The following is a 17,558-nucleotide window of genomic DNA, read 5'->3' on the forward strand; positions in this document are numbered from 1 at the left end:
CCTATGTAGAACATAAGGTACAGCGCCCAACGGCGGCACCACTGACTCCTCTATATCCTACGCGGCGCCAAGCCGTAAACCCATTCGTTTCGGCGGTTCACCTGCTACCTACATACCGGCTATGCCTCAGATTATCCGCGACCCTAGTTTCGACAGCACCTTGGATTTGCTCCGGGAGGGCTATCCGTTCCTCTACAGCCGCAGCCAGCGCTTCGATTCCGACATTTTTCAGATTCGGCTGATGGGCATGAAGGCCATTTGCCTGCACGGGGCGGAGGCGGCTGAGCTCTTCTACGATCCGAAAAAATTCATCCGGACGGGCGCTATTCCGCGGCGAGTGCAAACTACGCTCATGGGCCTGCACGCCATCCAAACCCGCGACAACGGGGAGCATCGTTGCCGTAAGGAAATGTTTATGTCGTTGATGACGCCCGGCAGCCGCCACCGCCTTATGGGCCTGCTAGCCGAGCAGTGGGAGGCCTACAGCCGTAAATGGGAGCACCAAGACCGGGTAGTGCTATTTGAGGAAGCGCAGGAAATCTTGACCCGGGCGGCCTGTGCTTGGGCTAATGTGCCGTTGCAGGAAGAGGAAGTAAGCCTCCGGGCCCGCCAGTTTGGTAAGATGATCGACGGCTTTGGCGGCGTAGGCCTCCGCCACGGCCGGAGCAAATTGGCCCGCATCAACAACGAACGGTGGATGCGCGGTATCATTCGGGATATTCGCTCGGGGAAGCTGCCGGTGCAGGAAGGTACAGCGGCGCATACTGTAGCTTGGCACCGGGAGCCCGATGGAAAGTTATTTGACGTGCAGATGGCGGCCATTGAGCTGATTAATGCTATCCGGCCCATTGTGGCTATTGCTACCTACATCACCTTCGCGGCGCTGGCCCTGCACGAGTTTCCGCCGTACCGCCAGCAGCTGCGCAACCCCCATGAAGATTACGCCGAGCTGTTCGTGCAGGAGGTGCGCCGCTATTTCCCGTTTACGCCTTTCGTGGGAGCCATCGTGCGAGAAGACTTTACCTGGCACGGCTTCGAGTTTCCGAAAGGCACTATGGTGCTGCTCGATGTGTACGGCACCGACCGCGACGAACGGCAGTGGGAAGACCCGGAAGTGTTCTGGCCCGAGCGGTTTCGCCACTGGAATGAAAACCCCTACAACTTCATTCCGCAGGGCGGGGGCGAGTATTTGACCGGCCACCGCTGCGCTGGCGAGTGGATTACCATTGAGGCCATGAAACAAGCTGTAGGCTTTCTCAACGACGGCATCACTTACGACGTGCCGCCACAAGATCTGAACTACGACCTCGCGCGGATGCCCACGCTGCCCAGGAGTGGGTTTGTAATGACCAACGTACGCCGGACGGGAAAGTCAGCTCCCGCTATTATGCCCACGGCGGTAATGAACGCCAAGGCCAGCGGCGGCTGCCCCTTTCATCATGGCTAGCGGCCTAAGCCACTATCAGGCATGATATACACAGAAGCAAAAGCTAAGATACCTGATATAGGTACCGGGCTTCTGCTTTTGAGTGTTGAGTTAATTTGTGGCTAGCTCACGGCAGCCGCTCAGCCAAGTAGTAGTACGGCTCGAACAGGTGGTGCTGGAATACCTTGCTCTTATCTATTGGGAAGCGCTGGTAGTATGCAGGAGTAGCCATCAGAATGATGGGGGTGCCGGCGCGCATGTAATTGCTGCTGGGGTAGAAGGTGCTCTGCTGATAGTCAGGGAGCTGTTTGCGCACCTGCTTTGAAACCAGCGTGCCTAAGTACTTCTGATAGCGTCGCTGAGCTTTGCGCGCCGGCCGAGCCAGTTGGTTGAAGAGATACCGCAGCAACAAGCGCTGAGGTAATTTTTGCTTACTGATGGTGGCCTGAGCATCCGTAAACGGATTGACCGGGTTGAAATCGGTGAGGGTTTGTGCGCTGAGGGGTACCTCAGGCACCCAGTCGGCGGAGTTAACCACGTTGAAGCTCCAGCCGCCCTGGGTCAGGGCCTCGAAGTCGTAGGCATAAAAGAGGTTGCCGGGTTTGGGGGCGGCGCTGCAGTAGGTTTTGAAACGGATGGTGGCTGGAAGCTTTTGCTGCCGTTGCAGGCCGCGCAGGTGCGAGGTAAGTAGGTAGGCAATGGCGCCGCCCTGGCTGTGCCCCATAACAATGACATTGCGGATGCCGCGGCGGTGGCAGGAGTCGAGCTTGGCCACCACATCATCGGCCAGATAGGCCATGCCGAGCAGCCACCCCGCATGCACAGCTGCCTGGGGGTGCTCGGCTAACGCGTACGGAAACGTGCGGGTAGGAGAGAGGCGCAATTCTCCCTTAGCCGGCAGCATGGCCGCGTAGAAGTTCTCGAGCCAACTGGCGGAGTTGGCCGTAGTACCCCGAATGCTGACCACGGCCACGGAGTCGGGGCTGGTCCACAGCTCCCAGCGGTTGTCTAGGCCTAGTACCGGCGAGCGGTAAGCCCAGCGAAAGCGCGTGGGCCGCGGTATCTGCCCGAAGAAGGACGTATCAGCCAAGCGGGCGTGCAGGCGCAGCAGCTCCAGGTACTCGGCTTTCTCGAAGCCCGGCCGCAGGGGGCGGGCCTGCACCGGGCGGGGTGGCAGAGCAAATACCAGCAATAACAGGCTAAGAAGAAAAGCGAATCTCATGGGTAGTAGTGGCCTAGAGGGTCTCCTGGCTGATAAGCAGCACAAGGAGTACAAGCCCCCCTTGGCGGCGGTTGTTTGCCGGTGCCCAGAGAAAATTCTGTTGAGAGAATGACAACGTTCCCGGCAACGTTTGCGCGGAAATAGCCTGGGCTTGTAGGCCAGTGGCGGCAGCTTTTCGCTAGTATGGACCTCTTTCAGGCCTTCGCAATCAGTTGAACTGCTCCTCACAAACTCTCACTATGCCCCGGATTCTGCTTTCTCTGTTCTGTAGCCTGCTGCTCTTGGTTACCCTCACCGCTCATGCGCAGGGAACCGCGGTGGGCAGCTCTATCATTGTGGCGCAAGATGGCACTGGGCAGTTTACCACGGTGCAGGCCGCCGTTGATGCCGTGCCCAATCAGTCGCAGAAGCAGGTAGTTATTCGCATCAAGCCGGGCGTGTACAAGGAAAAGCTAGTGGTACCCACGCTCAAAACGCACATTACCCTGCTCGGCGACGACGCTGCTACCACCATCATCACCTTAGACGACCATACCGGCAAGGGCGACATCAACACCTACACTTCGCACTCCGTCCTGATTCAGGGCAACGACTTTCGGGCCGAGAATCTCACCTTTCAGAATACGGCGGGTCGGGGCGCAGGCCAGGCCGTGGCCCTGCACGTAGAAGCCGACCGTTGTGTGTTCCGCAACTGCCGCATTGTGGGCGACCAAGACACGCTGTTCCTGGCCACCGACCATACCCGCCAGTATTTCCAGGACTGCTACATCGAGGGCACTACTGATTTTATTTTTGGCGCTGCCACAGCGGTTTTCGACCAGTGCAACATCTTCAGCAAGAAGAATTCCCACATCACGGCGGCCTCTACGCCCCAGGACCAGGCCTACGGCTTCGTGTTTCTAAACTGCCGACTGCTAGCCGATACAACCCAAGCCACCAATGTCTCGTTGGGGCGGCCGTGGCGGCCCTACGCCAAGGTGGCTTACCTGAACACCTACATGGGCACCCATATCCGGCCCGAGGGCTGGGACAACTGGAAGAAACCGGAAAATGAGAAGACTGCTTCGTACGCCGAGTACCGCTCCATAGGGCCTGGTGCCCGCGTGGGGCAGCGCGTAAGCTGGGCCCAGCAGCTAACCACTAGGCAGGCCAAGCAGTACACGCTCAAGCGCATCTTTGCCAGTCAGCAGCCCTGGAACCCAGCCAAAGACTAGGCCACGGTGGCCTAGCAACTCAGCGCAGGGAATCGGCAGTGAGTGTAAGAAATTATAAATAGCAGCACGCAATGGCCGGGCCGCCCAAGCACAATAACTTATCGGGAGAAGGTACCGTTGATACAATGCACCGAATACGTGCATTGTATCCACCCTGAATTCCTTCCGCTCATGCAGGCGCAACATTCCTTAGAACAAGTGCTGGACACCCAGCAAAAGAAGCTCTCCTTCTTCCAGAATTTGGTGCTGATTGCCGCTGCTGATGGCCAGCTCGATAAGGCCGAAAGTCAGTTTCTGCTGCAAATTGGCAATCGGCTAGGCCTCAAATCGGAAGAGGTGCAGCCCATCGCTGATAACCTGGGCGTGCTAAGCTTCATTGTGCCCGCCGATGGCCTGCAGCGGACCCTAGAGCTGCAGACGCTGGTGCAAATGATGCTGCAAGACGGCAACATTGACGCCCGCGAGTACGGTTTGTGCATGGAGTACGCTAACCGCATCGGGTACAGTAAAGACATCCTCGACGATATGGTGAGCCAGTTAGCCGGGGGCAAGCCAGCCGGCAACCGCAACCCACCCACCGTCAGCTAGGGCACAGCGAGAAACATCTCTCCGTCCTCTGATCGGTAGTATACCGCCTATTAAAGGCCGTCATGTCTTGGCTCTGTCCGATGTGGCGGCCTTTTTGCGCCCGACATTACTACAGCCTAGGCCACCTTTGGATAAGCAGTTAGCGGCCTTTTACGCCGGGGTAGAGCTTGGGCACGGCGTCGCTTTGCACGAACTCCTTGGTACGCACATTCATGAGGCTCAGGCGCCCTGAATACCCAGCACCCTGATCGAGGTTCCAGACATTGGCCCGCTGGCAAGGGACCAGGCTAGCTGGCGCGGTAGGGGTATGCCCAATGAAGCACTCCGTGTAATGGTAGGCTTCCTGCCCGTACTGCCACAGCTCCCGATTCCAGATTAGGTCGTACGGGTCTTGCCTGGTAATTGCTATGGCCGGATCATAGCCGCCGTGCACGTAGAGGTTACCCGCCTCATCCTCGAAGTAAGGCAGTTGCTGGGAGAAGAACGCGTGAAAGTGCTGTCGAATCTGTTCCTGGGGGCCGCCCTGATACGCCGCGTATGTGGACTGCCCACCTTGCCGGAGCCAGCTCATATTAGCCGAGGCATGTGGCGCTTCTGTGACCATCCACTCTGCTACCCACCAGTCGTGGTTGCCTTGCAGCCAGATGCTATTCGGAATGGAAAGCAACAACTGCACGCACTCCGGTGTCTCGGGCCACCCATCGGCCACATCGCCCAGATGAATCAGGCGGTCGAGGCCCGGCCGGAAGGGGCTGCGTTCCAGCACTTGTTGCAGCGCGCGGTAGGCACCATGAATATCTCCGAGTACGTAGGTTTCCATGAATAGCCCTTACGGCAACCCAACGCCAGAAGCTGTTGTGGAGCTTGCCGGGTTAGGGTATACTGTCGGGCTTCTATCACGTAAAACGTGCACACTCCACCAACCTTACCGCACCTATGAAGATTGAAGAGGCCTACAATGAATGGGCCGGCAGCTACGACATCAGCCCCAACAGCACCCGCGACTTGGAGGCCCAGGCTATCCGGGCCACCATTCCGCCGGGGCCATATGCCGAGGTAATTGAACTGGGCTGCGGCACGGGCAAGAACACGGAGTGGCTGGCAACCCAGGCCGGCCACCTAACTGCCGTCGACTTATCCAATGAAATGATGGAGCGCGCCCGCCTGAAGCTGCCTCATTCGCACATCAACTTCCAACCCGCCGACATTACGCAGCCGTGGTTTTTTGCTTCTCGTCCCGTCGATCTGTTGGTGTGTAGCCTCGTGTTAGAGCACATTGAACACCTAGAAGCCGTGTTTGCCCAGGCCCGGCAGGCCCTGCGGGTAGGTGGGTTGTTCTACGTGGGCGAGCTGCACCCCTCCAAGCAGTATCAAGGTTCCAAGGCCCGTTTCGAGCGGACCGGCGGCTCCGTCTGCGAGCTGGAAAGCCACGTTCACCACGTTTCCGATTATATCGAAGCCGCCCACCAGCACGGCCTGCGGTGCGTGCGCCTGCACGAGTGGTTTGACACGCCTGACCGTACCGGTACGCCGCGCATCATCTCGTTCTTATTCCAGCGGGCTGAATAAGGGATAAGATCAGCCACGTGGCCTAGCCGCATCCTCGTCCCGGCGGCTAGGCCACGTGGCCCGTTTCAGCTAGGTGCTGCAAGAGGCCTAGCGCTTTCTGCGCATCTCCGGCGGCCACAAAAACATGGTCATGGTAATAAGCGGCCACCACATTGCAGCTCACGTTGGCACGAGCCAGCACTTGCGCGAAGGCCGCCGTTAGGCCTACTGCCTCCAAGGCCGAGTGCACCGTGAGGGTTATCCAGGCGGCCCGGAACGAATAGGGCAGCTGCAGCCGGTCGGCGGTGGCTTGGGGAAGGATGAGCGTGATACCCTCCCGCTCCCGAAACATCCCGAGGCATTCCGTTAGCTCTAGGCCACTAAGCGAAGGCACTGTACAATACACGTAGATGCCCGGCTGCAACTCGGGCTGCATGGTGCGCAACAGCTGGGCAAGGTTGGTTGCGCCTGTCGTCATAGAAAAAGAAAAGCTAGCTGATATGGTGGCAAGCTACGACAGAGTGGCCTAGGGATGCCCAAAGTTACGATGCCCCTAAATTCAGCGGACAGGCGCAGGAATAGTCTTGACCCGGAAAAACTCGTCCACCTTGCGGTTGAACTCTTCGGCGTGTTCCTGCAGGGTTGCGTGGCCGCTGTTGGGCACTATCCAGAGCCAGGCCCGCGGTAGGTTCTGGTAGATAGCCAAGGTGTGCTCCGCCCGAATTATGTCCTGGTCGCCAGCAATTATGAAGGCCGGAGCTTTCACCTGAGCGAGGGAGGCAAGTGAAATATGCGGATGCCGCCAGTCAAGCAAAAACACTTTCCAGTCGTTGCGCCGAGTAGGGTCAGTAAAAGTTTGAGTGCGGCCCTCCCGATAGCCGCGTTTCATCTGCTGCCACAGTTTTGGCGTCAGGGCCGTCGAGTCGGGCCAGAGGTTGGCGCCGGTGGCCGCCAGCCGCTTTACTTTCTCAGGGTGGCGCTGGGCCAGCACCAGGGCCGTGATGCCACCGTCGCTCCAGCCCAGTACGTAGGCCGAATCCAGGTGAAGTTGGGTAAGTAGCGCCGCGCAGTCGTCGGCCATCAGTTCAAAGCTCAGCGAGTCGGTCCGGTCCACAGACTTGCCATGCGCCCTACTATCAAGAGCCAGCACGCGGTAGCGCTTGGCAAAGTAGGGAATGGTTTTCTGGAAGTCTTTGCTGCTGCCCCCGTTGCCGTGCAGCAGCAGCAGGGGCGCGCCAGCCCCGTACGTTTCATAGTACAGCTTCACGCCGCGCACCGTGGCGTACTTACCCGCCGTGGGGTTGTTGCTGTAGGGCACGGCCTGGCCTAGCGCCAGGCGGCCGAATAGCAACAGCACTAGGGCTAGGAAGAGGCGCGGCATGAAGCTGACGATCAAAGACAATGCTAGGCCAGTGGATGAGTTATCAACATAATCTGTTTACAGACTTTCCTGTTGCAGACCAAGTAGTTTCATACCAATCTAGTTTACCATTAATACCCAATTCAAATTCAGGATGTCTCTTAAGTATTGCTGTTTTGTGGAGAACATACTCTCCTATTTGGAGTAAGACAGGCCCTAATATATCCCACAGATCTTCTTCGGTTGCGTTATCCCAATCTATAACAAAGCACGTATGCTTCGTCTCTCCAAAATCACGCAGTTCAAAATCGGCTGGATTGTCATTACGGCCTTCGACCGGAGCATATAACATAGCCTTTTTATATTCATGCTTAGCCAATAGAGCTTCCCTATACGGTTTGATAAACTGGTTGTAATGATCTGTATGCTGATCAGAGTGCGCTTTACTGTCGAAACTAATAGCGCTAGACTCAGCACCTAAATCCGTCCAGATGCTAACGGTGTATACTTCCCAATCTGGATGCTCGCTCTGCAATCGTTCAATGGCTTTATCAACCATTGTTGTCATTTCTAATACATATTGGTTTTGATCGAATGTCATCATAGGATGTGCCTGTTAGGCTATATAAGTGCGTTAGCCGGTGAAGAATAGCAACAAGTTGGATAGAAGAGTTCTGTCTTTGCATCTACTGCTTCTGCAGGTACAGCAGCGTCGATTGGTTGGAAGGGCCGTATTTGTCGTTGATCAGGAAGTAGCCGCCCCGATAGGCCGCTAGGCCCTCCCAGTTGTAGGTCATATACTCGCGGGGTAATTCAAACAGGGGCTTCCAGCTCACCTTGTTGCGCTTGTACTGCAGGCTGATTAGGCGGCAATAGTTCTGGTAGCCTGCGCCGTTGCGGATGAACGCAGTGTTTGGGTCAGAGGCCGCAGTGCGGTACACACTGTCTTCGGCACCATTATAGAAATAGTTGATGGCCGTGAAGCGGCGTTTGCCCTCCTGCACCACGTCCGTCACGCGGAAAGGCAGTTTGGCCACCGGTACATAGTGGGGGATATCGGCCGGAGCCGTGGCTGTAGGCAGCCGGAAGCCGTAGTTGTCGTGGGTAAAGTTGTTGTACTCGAAAAGCAGCAGCAGCTCCTGGTTGTAGCTGGTAAGTGCCTCGAAGCCGGCGTTATGAATATGCGTACCATTGGCAAGAACCGGCTTTGCCAGTGGTACCAGATAGCGCGTGTCAAGAACAATGCTGGTGCTGGCATCATCTACCTCGCCTTTTATCACGTAGCAGTAGGCTGAGGGAGTGGTTGTTTCAATGGAGAAGTAGGCCACATTACCCACAATGGTCATGGCCTCTAGTCCCTCATATAGTTGACTGACGCTGTCCATGCGGGCCCTGATTACATCGAGGTTTCGGATGCTGTACTTCTTGTAGGCCACTTCCCCTATATTGTGCGCCAACTGCCCGTCGATGCTGCTCAGCTCCAGGGCGTACACCTTGGCCTCTGCACGCTCCTGCAAGCGGCTTTCCCCCAGTAAAAACAGCTGGTTATTGCGGATATGCAGCCCCGAAAACTGGTTGTTGCGGTCGGCAATTTCCTTGGGCAGCGTGATAGTGCGGGGGATGAATGGCGCTTTTTGAGCCCAACCAGATAGGCTAGCGCTCAGCAAGGCAGCCAGCAGGAAATGTTTCATAAGAGCAAGGCAAGTCAGTGCTCAAAGGTAGGGCCAGCGCCACACTTGGCCACAGCATCCCGCCACCTGATGGCCTAGGCCAGTACAATACGTTTGGGGCCATTTCTACGGCGTAGTCCTGGATGACCTGTCGCAGAATTTCTATGTCGTGAGGGCAGCACTGGGCAAATGGTTGCCAGTTGGTTAGCGTTAGCACAGTCATCGCATCGACTTCTGGTTTCCCGGCTCTTTGGGTGGGATCTAGCCAAGGGTTCCTGGTGTGTTTGGTAGCAATATGTCCGTCCGCCTCAAAAGAAAATTTTGCCAAACATGCTTAAAGGACACGTAACAATGCCGTAGCTTTGCATTATGCTTCAACCAAAAAACTTGTTGATGAAGCGTGGGGCCCTGCTCGGCAAGGAACCGCGAGTAGACCAGAAGGTCTTCGCCGCCATCGGTTCTCCTGATTTTGCCGCTGCTATTTCCGTTATCTTTTCTGGGTATTGCCCCGCTACCGTTTCGGCTTCCGAAACGGTTTTTTTATGCCCGTTGCGTTCGTCGGTTACCGCCCCGCAACCTGTTCAACTTGCATCAGGCAAGAGCTACCCCTTACCCGAACCGTGGCTGCTGCCACCTGCGTCGCGGCCCACAACACCAGGCTGTTTCTCCGTCATGGAGAGCGACAGATAAGACTTCACATCGTCCGTTTTAGCTAGACAACCTCACCTTTCCTCAACTCCGGTATGGCACGTAAAGACCTGCTCGACATCGCATCCCTTCACCGTGAGGAAATCGAGTTTCTGCTCGACCAATCCACGTCCTTTAAAAAATTGTTCACCCACTCGGTGAAGAAAATCCCCGCTCTCGAGGGCAAGTCCGTGCTGATGCTGTTTTACGAGGCTAGCACCCGGACACACTCGTCCTTCGAGGTGGCGGCCCGGCGTCTCTCGGCGGAGGTAACGAATTTCGACGTTGCACACTCCTCTATCACCAAGGGCGAGTCGGTGCGCGAGACCATCGAGACCCTCCAGGCGATGCGCACTGACTATATCGTTGTCCGCCACAGTCACTCTGGCCTGCCCGGCATGATTGCTCGCCAAACCACGGCGTCGGTCATTAATGCCGGCGACGGGGCACACGAGCACCCGACCCAGGCCCTGCTGGACGCCTTCACCATCAAGGAAAAGTTTCCCGACCCTAGGGGCAAAAAAGTCCTCATCATCGGCGACATTCTCCACTCCCGCGTTGCGCGTTCCACCAGCACGTTGCTGCAAAAGCTAGGCGTAGAGGTTGCTTACCTGGGTCCGGGTTCATTGGTGCCCAAGTATGTTCCGGAAAGCATCCGCCGCTTCACCGACTATGAGGCAGCCATGGCCTGGGCGCCCGATGTGGTGTACTTGCTCCGCGTGCAGATGGAGCGCCAAGACGTGCAGTTTTTCCCCAGCGTCCGCGAATATCATCGGGTGTACGGCATCACTACCGCCCGCCTAGCGGAAATCCGCGACCGTGGCCTCTACATTATGCACCCTGGCCCCGTGAACCGGGGGGTTGAGCTGTGCGACGCCGTCATGGACTATGAGCGTAGCCTGATCACCAACCAGGTTGAAAACGGAATTTCCGTTCGCATGGCCGTACTCGACTGGCTCACGCCGGGCGGAGAATTCCCGCGGCAGGAATCGACCTATGCCACGCGGCAGCGGGCTAGCTCAACGGTAGTTGTGCCCTAAACGCCGGCCGCGGCGGCCGCCTCTACTTCTTACTCTCACTTCCCACAACCCTAACCGGTTTACAGTAACTATCACTTCATGCTTCTCCTTCAAAACGCCCGCATCGCCTCCGAAAATTCACCCGTACTTCTCGAAGGCGATGTCCTGATTGTCGAAGGAAAAATTCAGGACATCGGTACCAATCTGACTATTCCCGAAGGTGCCCGGATCATCGACGCGCGTGGCCGCGTTCTTATGCCCGGCATGTTTGATGCCCACGTCCATTTCCGCGCCCCCGGATTTGAGAACAAGGAAACGATTACCACTGGTAGCGAGGCAGCCATCAACGGCGGTGTTACCGGCGTAGTCATGATGCCTAACACCCGCCCGGCCCTCGACTCGGCATCGGCGGTGGCTTCTGTGCTTGAAAATGCCCGCGACCGGGCTCGCATTCCGGTGTATACCTCCGGTTGCGTCACCAAAAACCGCGAGGGCAAGGAGCTAGCGGAAATCGAAGGCATGCGCGAGTTGGGGGTGAAAATGCTCACCGACGACGGAGATACCACCAGCGACCCAGCGGTGCTGCTGCGGGCCATGCAATACGCCACCGAGTTTGATATGTTCTTCGCTAGCCATTGCGAAGTGCCGGAACTGGCTGGGCCGCGCGCCCTCAACGAAGGGGTGATGAGCTACCGGCTCGGCATTAAGGGCTCGCCAGCTTGCGCGGAGGAAATCATCATCGACCGTGATATTCGCCTAGCTCGGGCAGCGGGCGCGCATGTGCACATCCAGCACGTGTCTAGCAAGGAAGGCATGGAAACCATTCGCTGGTGGAAATCGCGCGGCGACGTGAAAGTAACGGCGGAAGTAGCCCCGCACCACCTGCTATTCACCGACGAGCACATCGGCGACTACGATACGAACTATAAGATGAACCCACCGCTGCGGACACAGGCCGATTGTGATGCGCTGCTCGAGGGGCTTATCGACGGTGTGTTCGACCTCATTGCCACTGACCACGCGCCGCACACGCCGTTCGAAAAAGCGCAAGATTTCATCAGTGCGCCCAACGGCATTACTGGCCTAGATACGGCCTTGGTGTCGCTCCATCACTTCTTTGTCGAGCCCGGCAAATTCGGGTGGGACTTGGTGGTGAAGCGTTACTCGGCCGAGCCCCGCCGCCTGATGGGCCTGCCGGTGCCCACCATCGAAGTTGGCCAACAAGCTGAGTGCGTCTTGTTCGATACTGAAGCGGAAACAACTTTCACGCGAGAATTTATGAAGTCCAAGTCTCAGAACACGCCCTTCATCGACCAAACGTTGAAAGGCCGGGTAGACCTGGTGATTATGGGCTCAGAAATTCTGCTGGAACGCTAAAAGTGTATGACGGTAGTAAGCGTGCTGGATAGAACGTTATGCTGAGCTGATCGAAGCACCTCTACCGCTTCAGTATTGTAGGCTAGGCCAGTAGTCAACTGATAGTAGAGGTAATTCGACCAACTCAGTATGCTGCCCTTAAGCACTTCGACTATTGCTGATTAACTGCCTAGAAGACCTGCATTGCGCGAGATTCGCGTGGAATTACATGCTGTCGCTTGTGTGGCAGTAGTAGATTTGTAGCCGCGTAAAGGGTTTCCAACCGGAGACCCTTTACCTTTTTTTCCACTAGTGGGGCAATACGCATCTTAGGCGCTAGCTGTCCGAACGCAGGATCGGTCGGCAGCCACGCTCAAAACCAGGTTTTTCGACCATTTGGGAATGACTTGTCCTTCTTTACAATACGTACCATGAATACCCTCCCATCCGACACCGCCCCGGGCAGGCCACTGATTGGTGTGGTCATGGGCTCCAGCAGCGACTGGGACACCATGCAGCATGCCGTGCAGATTCTCACGCACTTTGGTGTGGCCCACGAAGCGCGCGTAGTATCGGCCCACCGTATGCCCGATGACTTGTTTGCCTACGCCGAACAAGCCGGTCCGCGCGGCTTGCAAGCCATCATTGCCGGTGCGGGTGGTGCTGCCCACCTACCGGGTATGCTGGCCGCCAAAACGACGGTGCCCGTACTGGGAGTACCCGTAGCCAGCCGCCATTTGCAAGGGGTCGACTCGCTGCACAGCATTGTGCAAATGCCGAAAGGGATACCCGTGGCCACGTTTGCTATTGGGAATGCCGGCGCCGCGAATGCCGCGCTGTTTGCGGTGAGCCTGTTGGCACTGCACGACCCAAGCCTGGCGACCAAGCTGCAGGCGTTTCGCGCCGAGCAAACCGAAGCCGCTCGCGCCATGACACTGCCCGTATGAACGCCGATACTCCCTCAACAACTATGACCCCAATCTTTCCGGGCAGTGTAGACGCCGCTGGCCAGCGAGCCACTTTAGGGGTGATGGGGGGCGGACAGCTAGGTCGCATGTTTGTGCACGCCGCCCAGCGCTTGGGGTACTTCACCGCCGTACTGGAGCCTGACGCGCAAAGCCCGGCCGGGCTGGTGAGCCACCACCACATCCAGACCAGCTACGACGATCCAGCCGGCCTAGCGCAACTAGCTCACTTGTGCCAAGCCATCACCACTGAGTTTGAAAACGTGCCGGCTCAGGCGCTACAAACGCTGGCCGAGACCCGCCCCGTGGCGCCCAGTGCGGCCGTGGTAGGCATTGCGCAAAACCGCATCGAGGAAAAAGCTCACTTCGCGGCCTGTGCTGAACTATCGGGAGTGACCTGCGCCCCCTATGCGGTGATTGAAACGCCGGACCAGTTGCAGGCCGTTCAGAACGACCGGCCCGATTTGCTGCCCGGTATCCTCAAAACCGCGCGCTTGGGCTATGACGGCAAGGGCCAAATCCGCGTTAAGACCGTTGCTGAATTAGCCACCGCCTGGACGGAGTTGGGTGGGGTCGCCTGTGTGCTGGAAAAGATGCTGCCGCTTACGGCCGAGTGCTCGGTACTGGTGGCGCGCGGCTGGGACGGGCAAGTCGTCAGCTTCGCCCCGCAGCGCAACGTGCACGTCGATGGCATATTGGCCGTTACTCACGCGTACGAAGGCAATATGCCGCCCGCCCTGGCCGATAAGGCCCGCGATGCTGCCGTTGCCATCGCGCATCACCTCGGCTATGTTGGGGTGCTGTGTGTCGAGTTCTTTGTGGTGGAGGATGGTAGCGAGCATGGTGGCCTAGTAGTAAATGAAATGGCCCCGCGCCCACACAACAGCGGGCACTACACCCTAGACGCCTGTGATGCGTCGCAGTTTGACCTGCAGGTTCATGCCATGGCAGGCTTGCCCTTGCCACAGCCGCGCCAGCATTCCCCGGCCATCATGCTCAACTTGCTGGGCGATGTGTGGTTCGATGCCGCCGGTCAGCCACAGGAACCAGCCTGGGGCTCCGTGCTGAGCCTGCCCGGAACGCACCTGCACCTGTACGGCAAGACGGAAGCGCGCGCAGGCCGCAAAATGGGTCACTTGACCATTACCGGCCCAGACGTTGCCAGTGTCAAAGATGTGGCGCACCGAGCCGCCGGTCTGCTCAACTTGCCCGGACTGGACGCCATTTAGATGCCATTGGTACTGGCCTAGAGCAAAGTAATCTTTTGCTCTAGGCCAGTACAATGCGCTTGGGGGCCATTTCTACGGCGTAGTCCTGAATGACCTGCTGCAGGATGTGCATGTCGCGGGGGCAGTGCTGGGCAAACTCCTGCCAGTTGGTGAGCGTTAGCACGGGTGGCATGTCCACAATGGCCACGATAGAATCCCAGAAGGCATCCCAGCTCGGACCGTACCACTCTTCAAAGCCCAGCTGCTGCTTGAACAGCTCGTGAAGGGTGGCTTTGCTGGTGATTCCGCTTAGGTCTAGAGTCATGGTAGAACGAGTGAACGTGAGCTTAGTTTGCCTCTGCACTCATCAGGTAGTACGAGCCCAGGAGTATAGTAAGGCAGATAAGGCAGATAAACTGAGCAGCTACAGTTGTTCAAAACCTGGTTCATTCTGTGCAATGAAAGTGCTGAGCCCTTGGGAGGCCAGTGCAAGCTCTTTCATCTTGTCAACCATCTGCTTGCCGGCGGTTCTGTAGGAGTACTTATACTGTTTGAAAGTCTCGAACTGAACGGTAATAAAATCGGGGCCTAGCATGTAAGCTATAACGCCTGAAGTCTTGCCGCTTTTACTGTTGTAAGGTGTCATAGAAACGAGAGGCTGAGGATGTTTGTAGGCAACGTGCTACCTCCAACGTCTTTCGATCTGACGTGCGGAAGCGCCGCGCAGCCCTGTTGTATCGAGTGGGAGCTGATTTCGTTACACCCACCGGCAGCAGTGTACTGTGTTTGGCCTTACGCCGCCGTATCCTCCACCTCATCCCCATCATCTACCAGCACCCGGGCCAGCTTCTCAATGTTAAGGCTGCGGGCCGAGGCGTCGAAGATTTCACGGTAGGTACCGCGCAGGTCGTAGAGCTGCTCGTGGGTGCCACTTTCTACCATGCGGCCCTGCTTCATGACGTAGATGCAGTCGGAATCCACGATCTGGGCGAGGCTGTGGGAGATGATGACCACGGTGCGGCCCTTCTTGATGGCATCGAGGGAGTTCTTGATTTGCTCGGTGGCAATGGCATCGAGGGAGGCGGTGGGCTCATCTAGAAAGATGATGGGCGGATTTTTTAGGAACAGCCGGGCAATGGCAATGCGTTGCTGCTGACCACCGGAAAGTTGCTGAGCGTCGCTCTGATACTGCTTGGGCAGTTGCATAATCTGCTCGTGCAGGTAGGCTTGTTTGGCCGCCGCCTGAATCTGCTCGAAGCTGGCGTCCATCACACCGTAGCGGATGTTCTCCTCAATGGTGCCCTTGAAAATGTGGTTTTTCTGGAGCACTAGGCCTATCTGCTGACGCAAAGCGTGCGTGTCGTAGTCGGCCAGGGGCTTGCCGTCGAGGAGCAGTTTGCCGTGGTCGGGAGCGTAGAACTTGCAGAGCAGGTTGATAATGGTACTCTTGCCGGCTCCCGACAGGCCTACGAGGGCGGTGGTTTTCCCTTCCTCAATGGTTAGGCACACGTCGTGCAGGGCTTGGGTGCCGCTGGGGTAAGTGAAGTCGACGTTGCAGATTTCGAACCGGCCGCGTAGGTGGTCAGGCTGGAGGTTGCCAGTCTGCTCGGTGGCGTCGTCGGCATCCAGAATATCGAAGAAGCCCTCGGAGTAGGTGAGGGCGTCGTTCATCTCATCATAAATGCGGTGCAGCTGACGAATGGGCGCCGATACGTTGTTGAACAGCAGAATATGGAACATGATGGCCCCAATGCTAATCTGCCCGTCCAGCACTAGATACGCCGTCAGAATAATGATGAGTACCACGCCAATCTGCTCGGTGAAGGTCTTCAGGCCATCGTAAAGGAAGTTGGTTTTACGAGTCTGAAGCTGGGCTTCCTGCAAATCGCGCTGCAGGCCGGCCTGCTTTAGTTCTTCATAGTCTTCGCGCACGAAGCTCTTGATGACTACTGCCGAGTCAATCAGGTTTACCAGGCCCTGACTTTTAGCTTCGCGTAGGCCACGTAAAGCACGTCGGGTACCATTGAGCCGGTCGGCTTGCCGGTAGCTCAGCCAGAAGTACACCGGCAACACTGCCACCGCCACCAGGCCTACGTACACGTTGTTCATGAACATGACCACCAGTGCTACAATAGCGTTGGCGAAGAGTGGCAGAATATCAATGAAGAAATTCTGCACTAGCTTCATCAGGCTCTCCACACCCCGGTCAATGCGGGTTTGGAGCTTGCCGGTTTGGTTGCCGTTATCGGCGTAAAAACCGAGCTGGTAACCCAGCACTTTGCGCACGGCATCCTGAGAAAGCGTGCTGCTTACATTGATGCGGATTTTCTCGCCGTAATACTTCTGCCCAAACTGGATGAGCGTATTCACCACCTCCTTGCCCAGCAGCATCGCACTTACCACCAGCAGCAGATTCATGCCTTCCACCAAACCCTTGCCCTGGTCGAGGAGGCCCTGTACCGTATCCACGGTGTAGCGCAATACAAACGGGTTTACCTGCGCCGCCAAGGAGCCCACCAGCGTAAGTAGCAGCGTGCCAATCACCAGCGGCCGGTAGGGCCGGACGTACGGAAACAGGCGTTGAATAATTTCCCAAAGGCTCATGCAAAATCGGCTAGGTGAGGGGTAACCGGTTAGACGAGCTTATAAGGGTAGGGGTTATTTATAGGGCGGGTAAGCCTAGCATTATATGGGAGTAGGAGTACTCTTCAACTCAGTGGCCTAGTTTGAGGATCTGAGCTACTAGGTCATCCAGTGGACTATTCAAGCCTTAGCGTACTTCTTCAGCAAGTGGCCTAGCGCATCCCCCGTGTCAGCCTTGGGCTTGACGGTAGGTGCGCTAGGCCACTAGTATGCCGTATAATGCCCCCGGCAATAAGTGCTTAGGCGAAGTTCTCGGCTAGTATTTGCTGTACTTTGGCTTCGGTGAGAGGCTTACTTAGAAAGCCGGAGACGGGCAACTGCTCCAGCCGCTGCATGTCGCGCGGGTGCACCGAGGTGGTGAGCATGACTATCACAATGGCCTTGCGCTCGGCTAGCGGTAGTTTCTGATACGCCGCCAGAAACTCAAAGCCATCCATGAGCGGCATATTTACGTCTAGGAAGAGTAAGGACGGGCAGGTTTCGCTGGTAGCCTGGCAATGCTCATCTAACACTTGCAGCGCCTCCCTACCGTTGAGCGCCACAAGTATTTCATCGGTAAAGTTCATTCGCTCCAGAAGCTTGCGGTTGAGGTAATTCGTAGTTGGATCGTCGTCGACCAGTAGGGTACAGGGAAGCTTGCGCGACATAGGAT

At 57.0% G+C, this 17,558-nt stretch carries 19 protein-coding genes; 9 read left to right on the plus strand and 10 right to left on the minus strand.

Features of this window, described 5'->3' with window-relative positions:
- Positions 1-121 precede the first annotated feature (121 nt).
- On the plus strand, positions 122-1,447 hold the full coding sequence (locus EU556_RS09675) for a cytochrome P450 (protein ID WP_135433615.1): 1,326 nt from the start codon (positions 122-124) through the stop codon (positions 1,445-1,447).
- Between the two features lie 106 nt (positions 1,448-1,553).
- Here EU556_RS09675 and EU556_RS09680 read toward each other — a convergent pair whose 3' ends face one another.
- Positions 1,554-2,648, minus strand: a complete 1,095-nt coding sequence (locus EU556_RS09680) for a lipase family protein (protein WP_135433617.1) — start codon at positions 2,646-2,648, stop codon at positions 1,554-1,556.
- A gap of 239 nt (positions 2,649-2,887) precedes the next feature.
- Here EU556_RS09680 and EU556_RS09685 point away from each other — a divergent pair, with 239 nt between their 5' ends.
- Both EU556_RS09685 and EU556_RS09690 read left to right on the plus strand, forming a co-directional pair.
- Entirely contained in the window at positions 2,888-3,862 is a 975-nt protein-coding gene (locus tag EU556_RS09685) for a pectinesterase family protein (RefSeq protein WP_135433619.1), read from the plus strand.
- Positions 3,863-4,033: 171 nt separating this feature from the next.
- Positions 4,034-4,450 (plus strand): TerB family tellurite resistance protein, encoded by a 417-nt coding sequence (locus EU556_RS09690; RefSeq protein ID WP_135433621.1) that lies wholly within the window; start codon positions 4,034-4,036, stop codon positions 4,448-4,450.
- Between the two features lie 139 nt (positions 4,451-4,589).
- Here EU556_RS09690 and EU556_RS09695 read toward each other — a convergent pair whose 3' ends face one another.
- Complete coding sequence (locus EU556_RS09695; RefSeq protein WP_135433623.1) at positions 4,590-5,270, minus strand: metallophosphoesterase; 681 nt, start codon at positions 5,268-5,270, stop codon at positions 4,590-4,592.
- A gap of 116 nt (positions 5,271-5,386) precedes the next feature.
- Between EU556_RS09695 and EU556_RS09700 the strand changes: the two genes are divergently transcribed.
- On the plus strand, positions 5,387-6,019 hold the full coding sequence (locus EU556_RS09700) for a class I SAM-dependent DNA methyltransferase (protein WP_135433625.1): 633 nt from the start codon (positions 5,387-5,389) through the stop codon (positions 6,017-6,019).
- A gap of 46 nt (positions 6,020-6,065) precedes the next feature.
- Here the strand turns inward: EU556_RS09700 and EU556_RS09705 are convergent, their stop codons facing one another.
- From EU556_RS09705 to EU556_RS09720, 4 genes are all read right to left on the minus strand, one after another.
- The gene (locus EU556_RS09705) at positions 6,066-6,476 is read right to left on the minus strand and encodes an ACT domain-containing protein (protein WP_135433626.1); all 411 of its coding nucleotides are present in this window, start codon (positions 6,474-6,476) and stop codon (positions 6,066-6,068) included.
- 81 nt (positions 6,477-6,557) lie between these two features.
- A complete protein-coding gene (locus EU556_RS09710; protein ID WP_135433628.1) occupies positions 6,558-7,379 on the minus strand; it encodes an alpha/beta fold hydrolase in 822 nt (273 codons plus the stop codon).
- A gap of 43 nt (positions 7,380-7,422) precedes the next feature.
- The gene (locus tag EU556_RS09715) at positions 7,423-7,962 is read right to left on the minus strand and encodes a hypothetical protein (protein WP_135433630.1); all 540 of its coding nucleotides are present in this window, start codon (positions 7,960-7,962) and stop codon (positions 7,423-7,425) included.
- Between the two features lie 82 nt (positions 7,963-8,044).
- Entirely contained in the window at positions 8,045-9,049 is a 1,005-nt protein-coding gene (locus EU556_RS09720) for a hypothetical protein (protein ID WP_135433632.1), read from the minus strand.
- Positions 9,050-9,397: 348 nt separating this feature from the next.
- Here EU556_RS09720 and EU556_RS26030 point away from each other — a divergent pair, with 348 nt between their 5' ends.
- From EU556_RS26030 to EU556_RS09740, 5 genes are all read left to right on the plus strand, one after another.
- A complete protein-coding gene (locus EU556_RS26030) occupies positions 9,398-9,718 on the plus strand; it encodes a hypothetical protein (RefSeq protein WP_167855528.1) in 321 nt (106 codons plus the stop codon).
- A 53-nt stretch (positions 9,719-9,771) separates the two neighbouring features.
- Positions 9,772-10,755: an aspartate carbamoyltransferase catalytic subunit gene (locus tag EU556_RS09725; protein ID WP_135433634.1), complete on the plus strand. Its 984-nt coding sequence runs from the start codon at positions 9,772-9,774 to the stop codon at positions 10,753-10,755.
- Positions 10,756-10,833: 78 nt separating this feature from the next.
- Positions 10,834-12,111, plus strand: coding sequence for a dihydroorotase (locus EU556_RS09730; RefSeq protein WP_135433636.1), 1,278 nt, complete (start codon positions 10,834-10,836; stop codon positions 12,109-12,111).
- 410 nt (positions 12,112-12,521) lie between these two features.
- Entirely contained in the window at positions 12,522-13,037 is a 516-nt protein-coding gene (purE, locus tag EU556_RS09735; protein ID WP_135433638.1) for a 5-(carboxyamino)imidazole ribonucleotide mutase, read from the plus strand.
- A 23-nt stretch (positions 13,038-13,060) separates the two neighbouring features.
- Positions 13,061-14,284, plus strand: a complete 1,224-nt coding sequence (locus tag EU556_RS09740; RefSeq protein WP_135433639.1) for a 5-(carboxyamino)imidazole ribonucleotide synthase — start codon at positions 13,061-13,063, stop codon at positions 14,282-14,284.
- A gap of 40 nt (positions 14,285-14,324) precedes the next feature.
- Here EU556_RS09740 and EU556_RS09745 read toward each other — a convergent pair whose 3' ends face one another.
- The 4 genes from EU556_RS09745 to EU556_RS09760 form a co-directional block, all read right to left on the minus strand.
- A complete protein-coding gene (locus EU556_RS09745; protein ID WP_135433641.1) occupies positions 14,325-14,588 on the minus strand; it encodes a barstar family protein in 264 nt (87 codons plus the stop codon).
- A gap of 99 nt (positions 14,589-14,687) precedes the next feature.
- Positions 14,688-14,909, minus strand: coding sequence for a hypothetical protein (locus tag EU556_RS09750; protein ID WP_135433643.1), 222 nt, complete (start codon positions 14,907-14,909; stop codon positions 14,688-14,690).
- A gap of 146 nt (positions 14,910-15,055) precedes the next feature.
- Positions 15,056-16,867 (minus strand): ABC transporter ATP-binding protein, encoded by a 1,812-nt coding sequence (locus EU556_RS09755; protein ID WP_135433645.1) that lies wholly within the window; start codon positions 16,865-16,867, stop codon positions 15,056-15,058.
- 278 nt (positions 16,868-17,145) lie between these two features.
- A complete protein-coding gene (locus EU556_RS09760) occupies positions 17,146-17,553 on the minus strand; it encodes a response regulator (RefSeq protein ID WP_135433647.1) in 408 nt (135 codons plus the stop codon).
- Between the last annotated feature and the right edge of the window lie 5 nt (positions 17,554-17,558).

The organism is Hymenobacter fodinae, from assembly GCF_004745825.1.
In the GTDB taxonomy this organism is placed as follows: Bacteria; Bacteroidota; Bacteroidia; order Cytophagales; family Hymenobacteraceae; genus Hymenobacter; species Hymenobacter fodinae.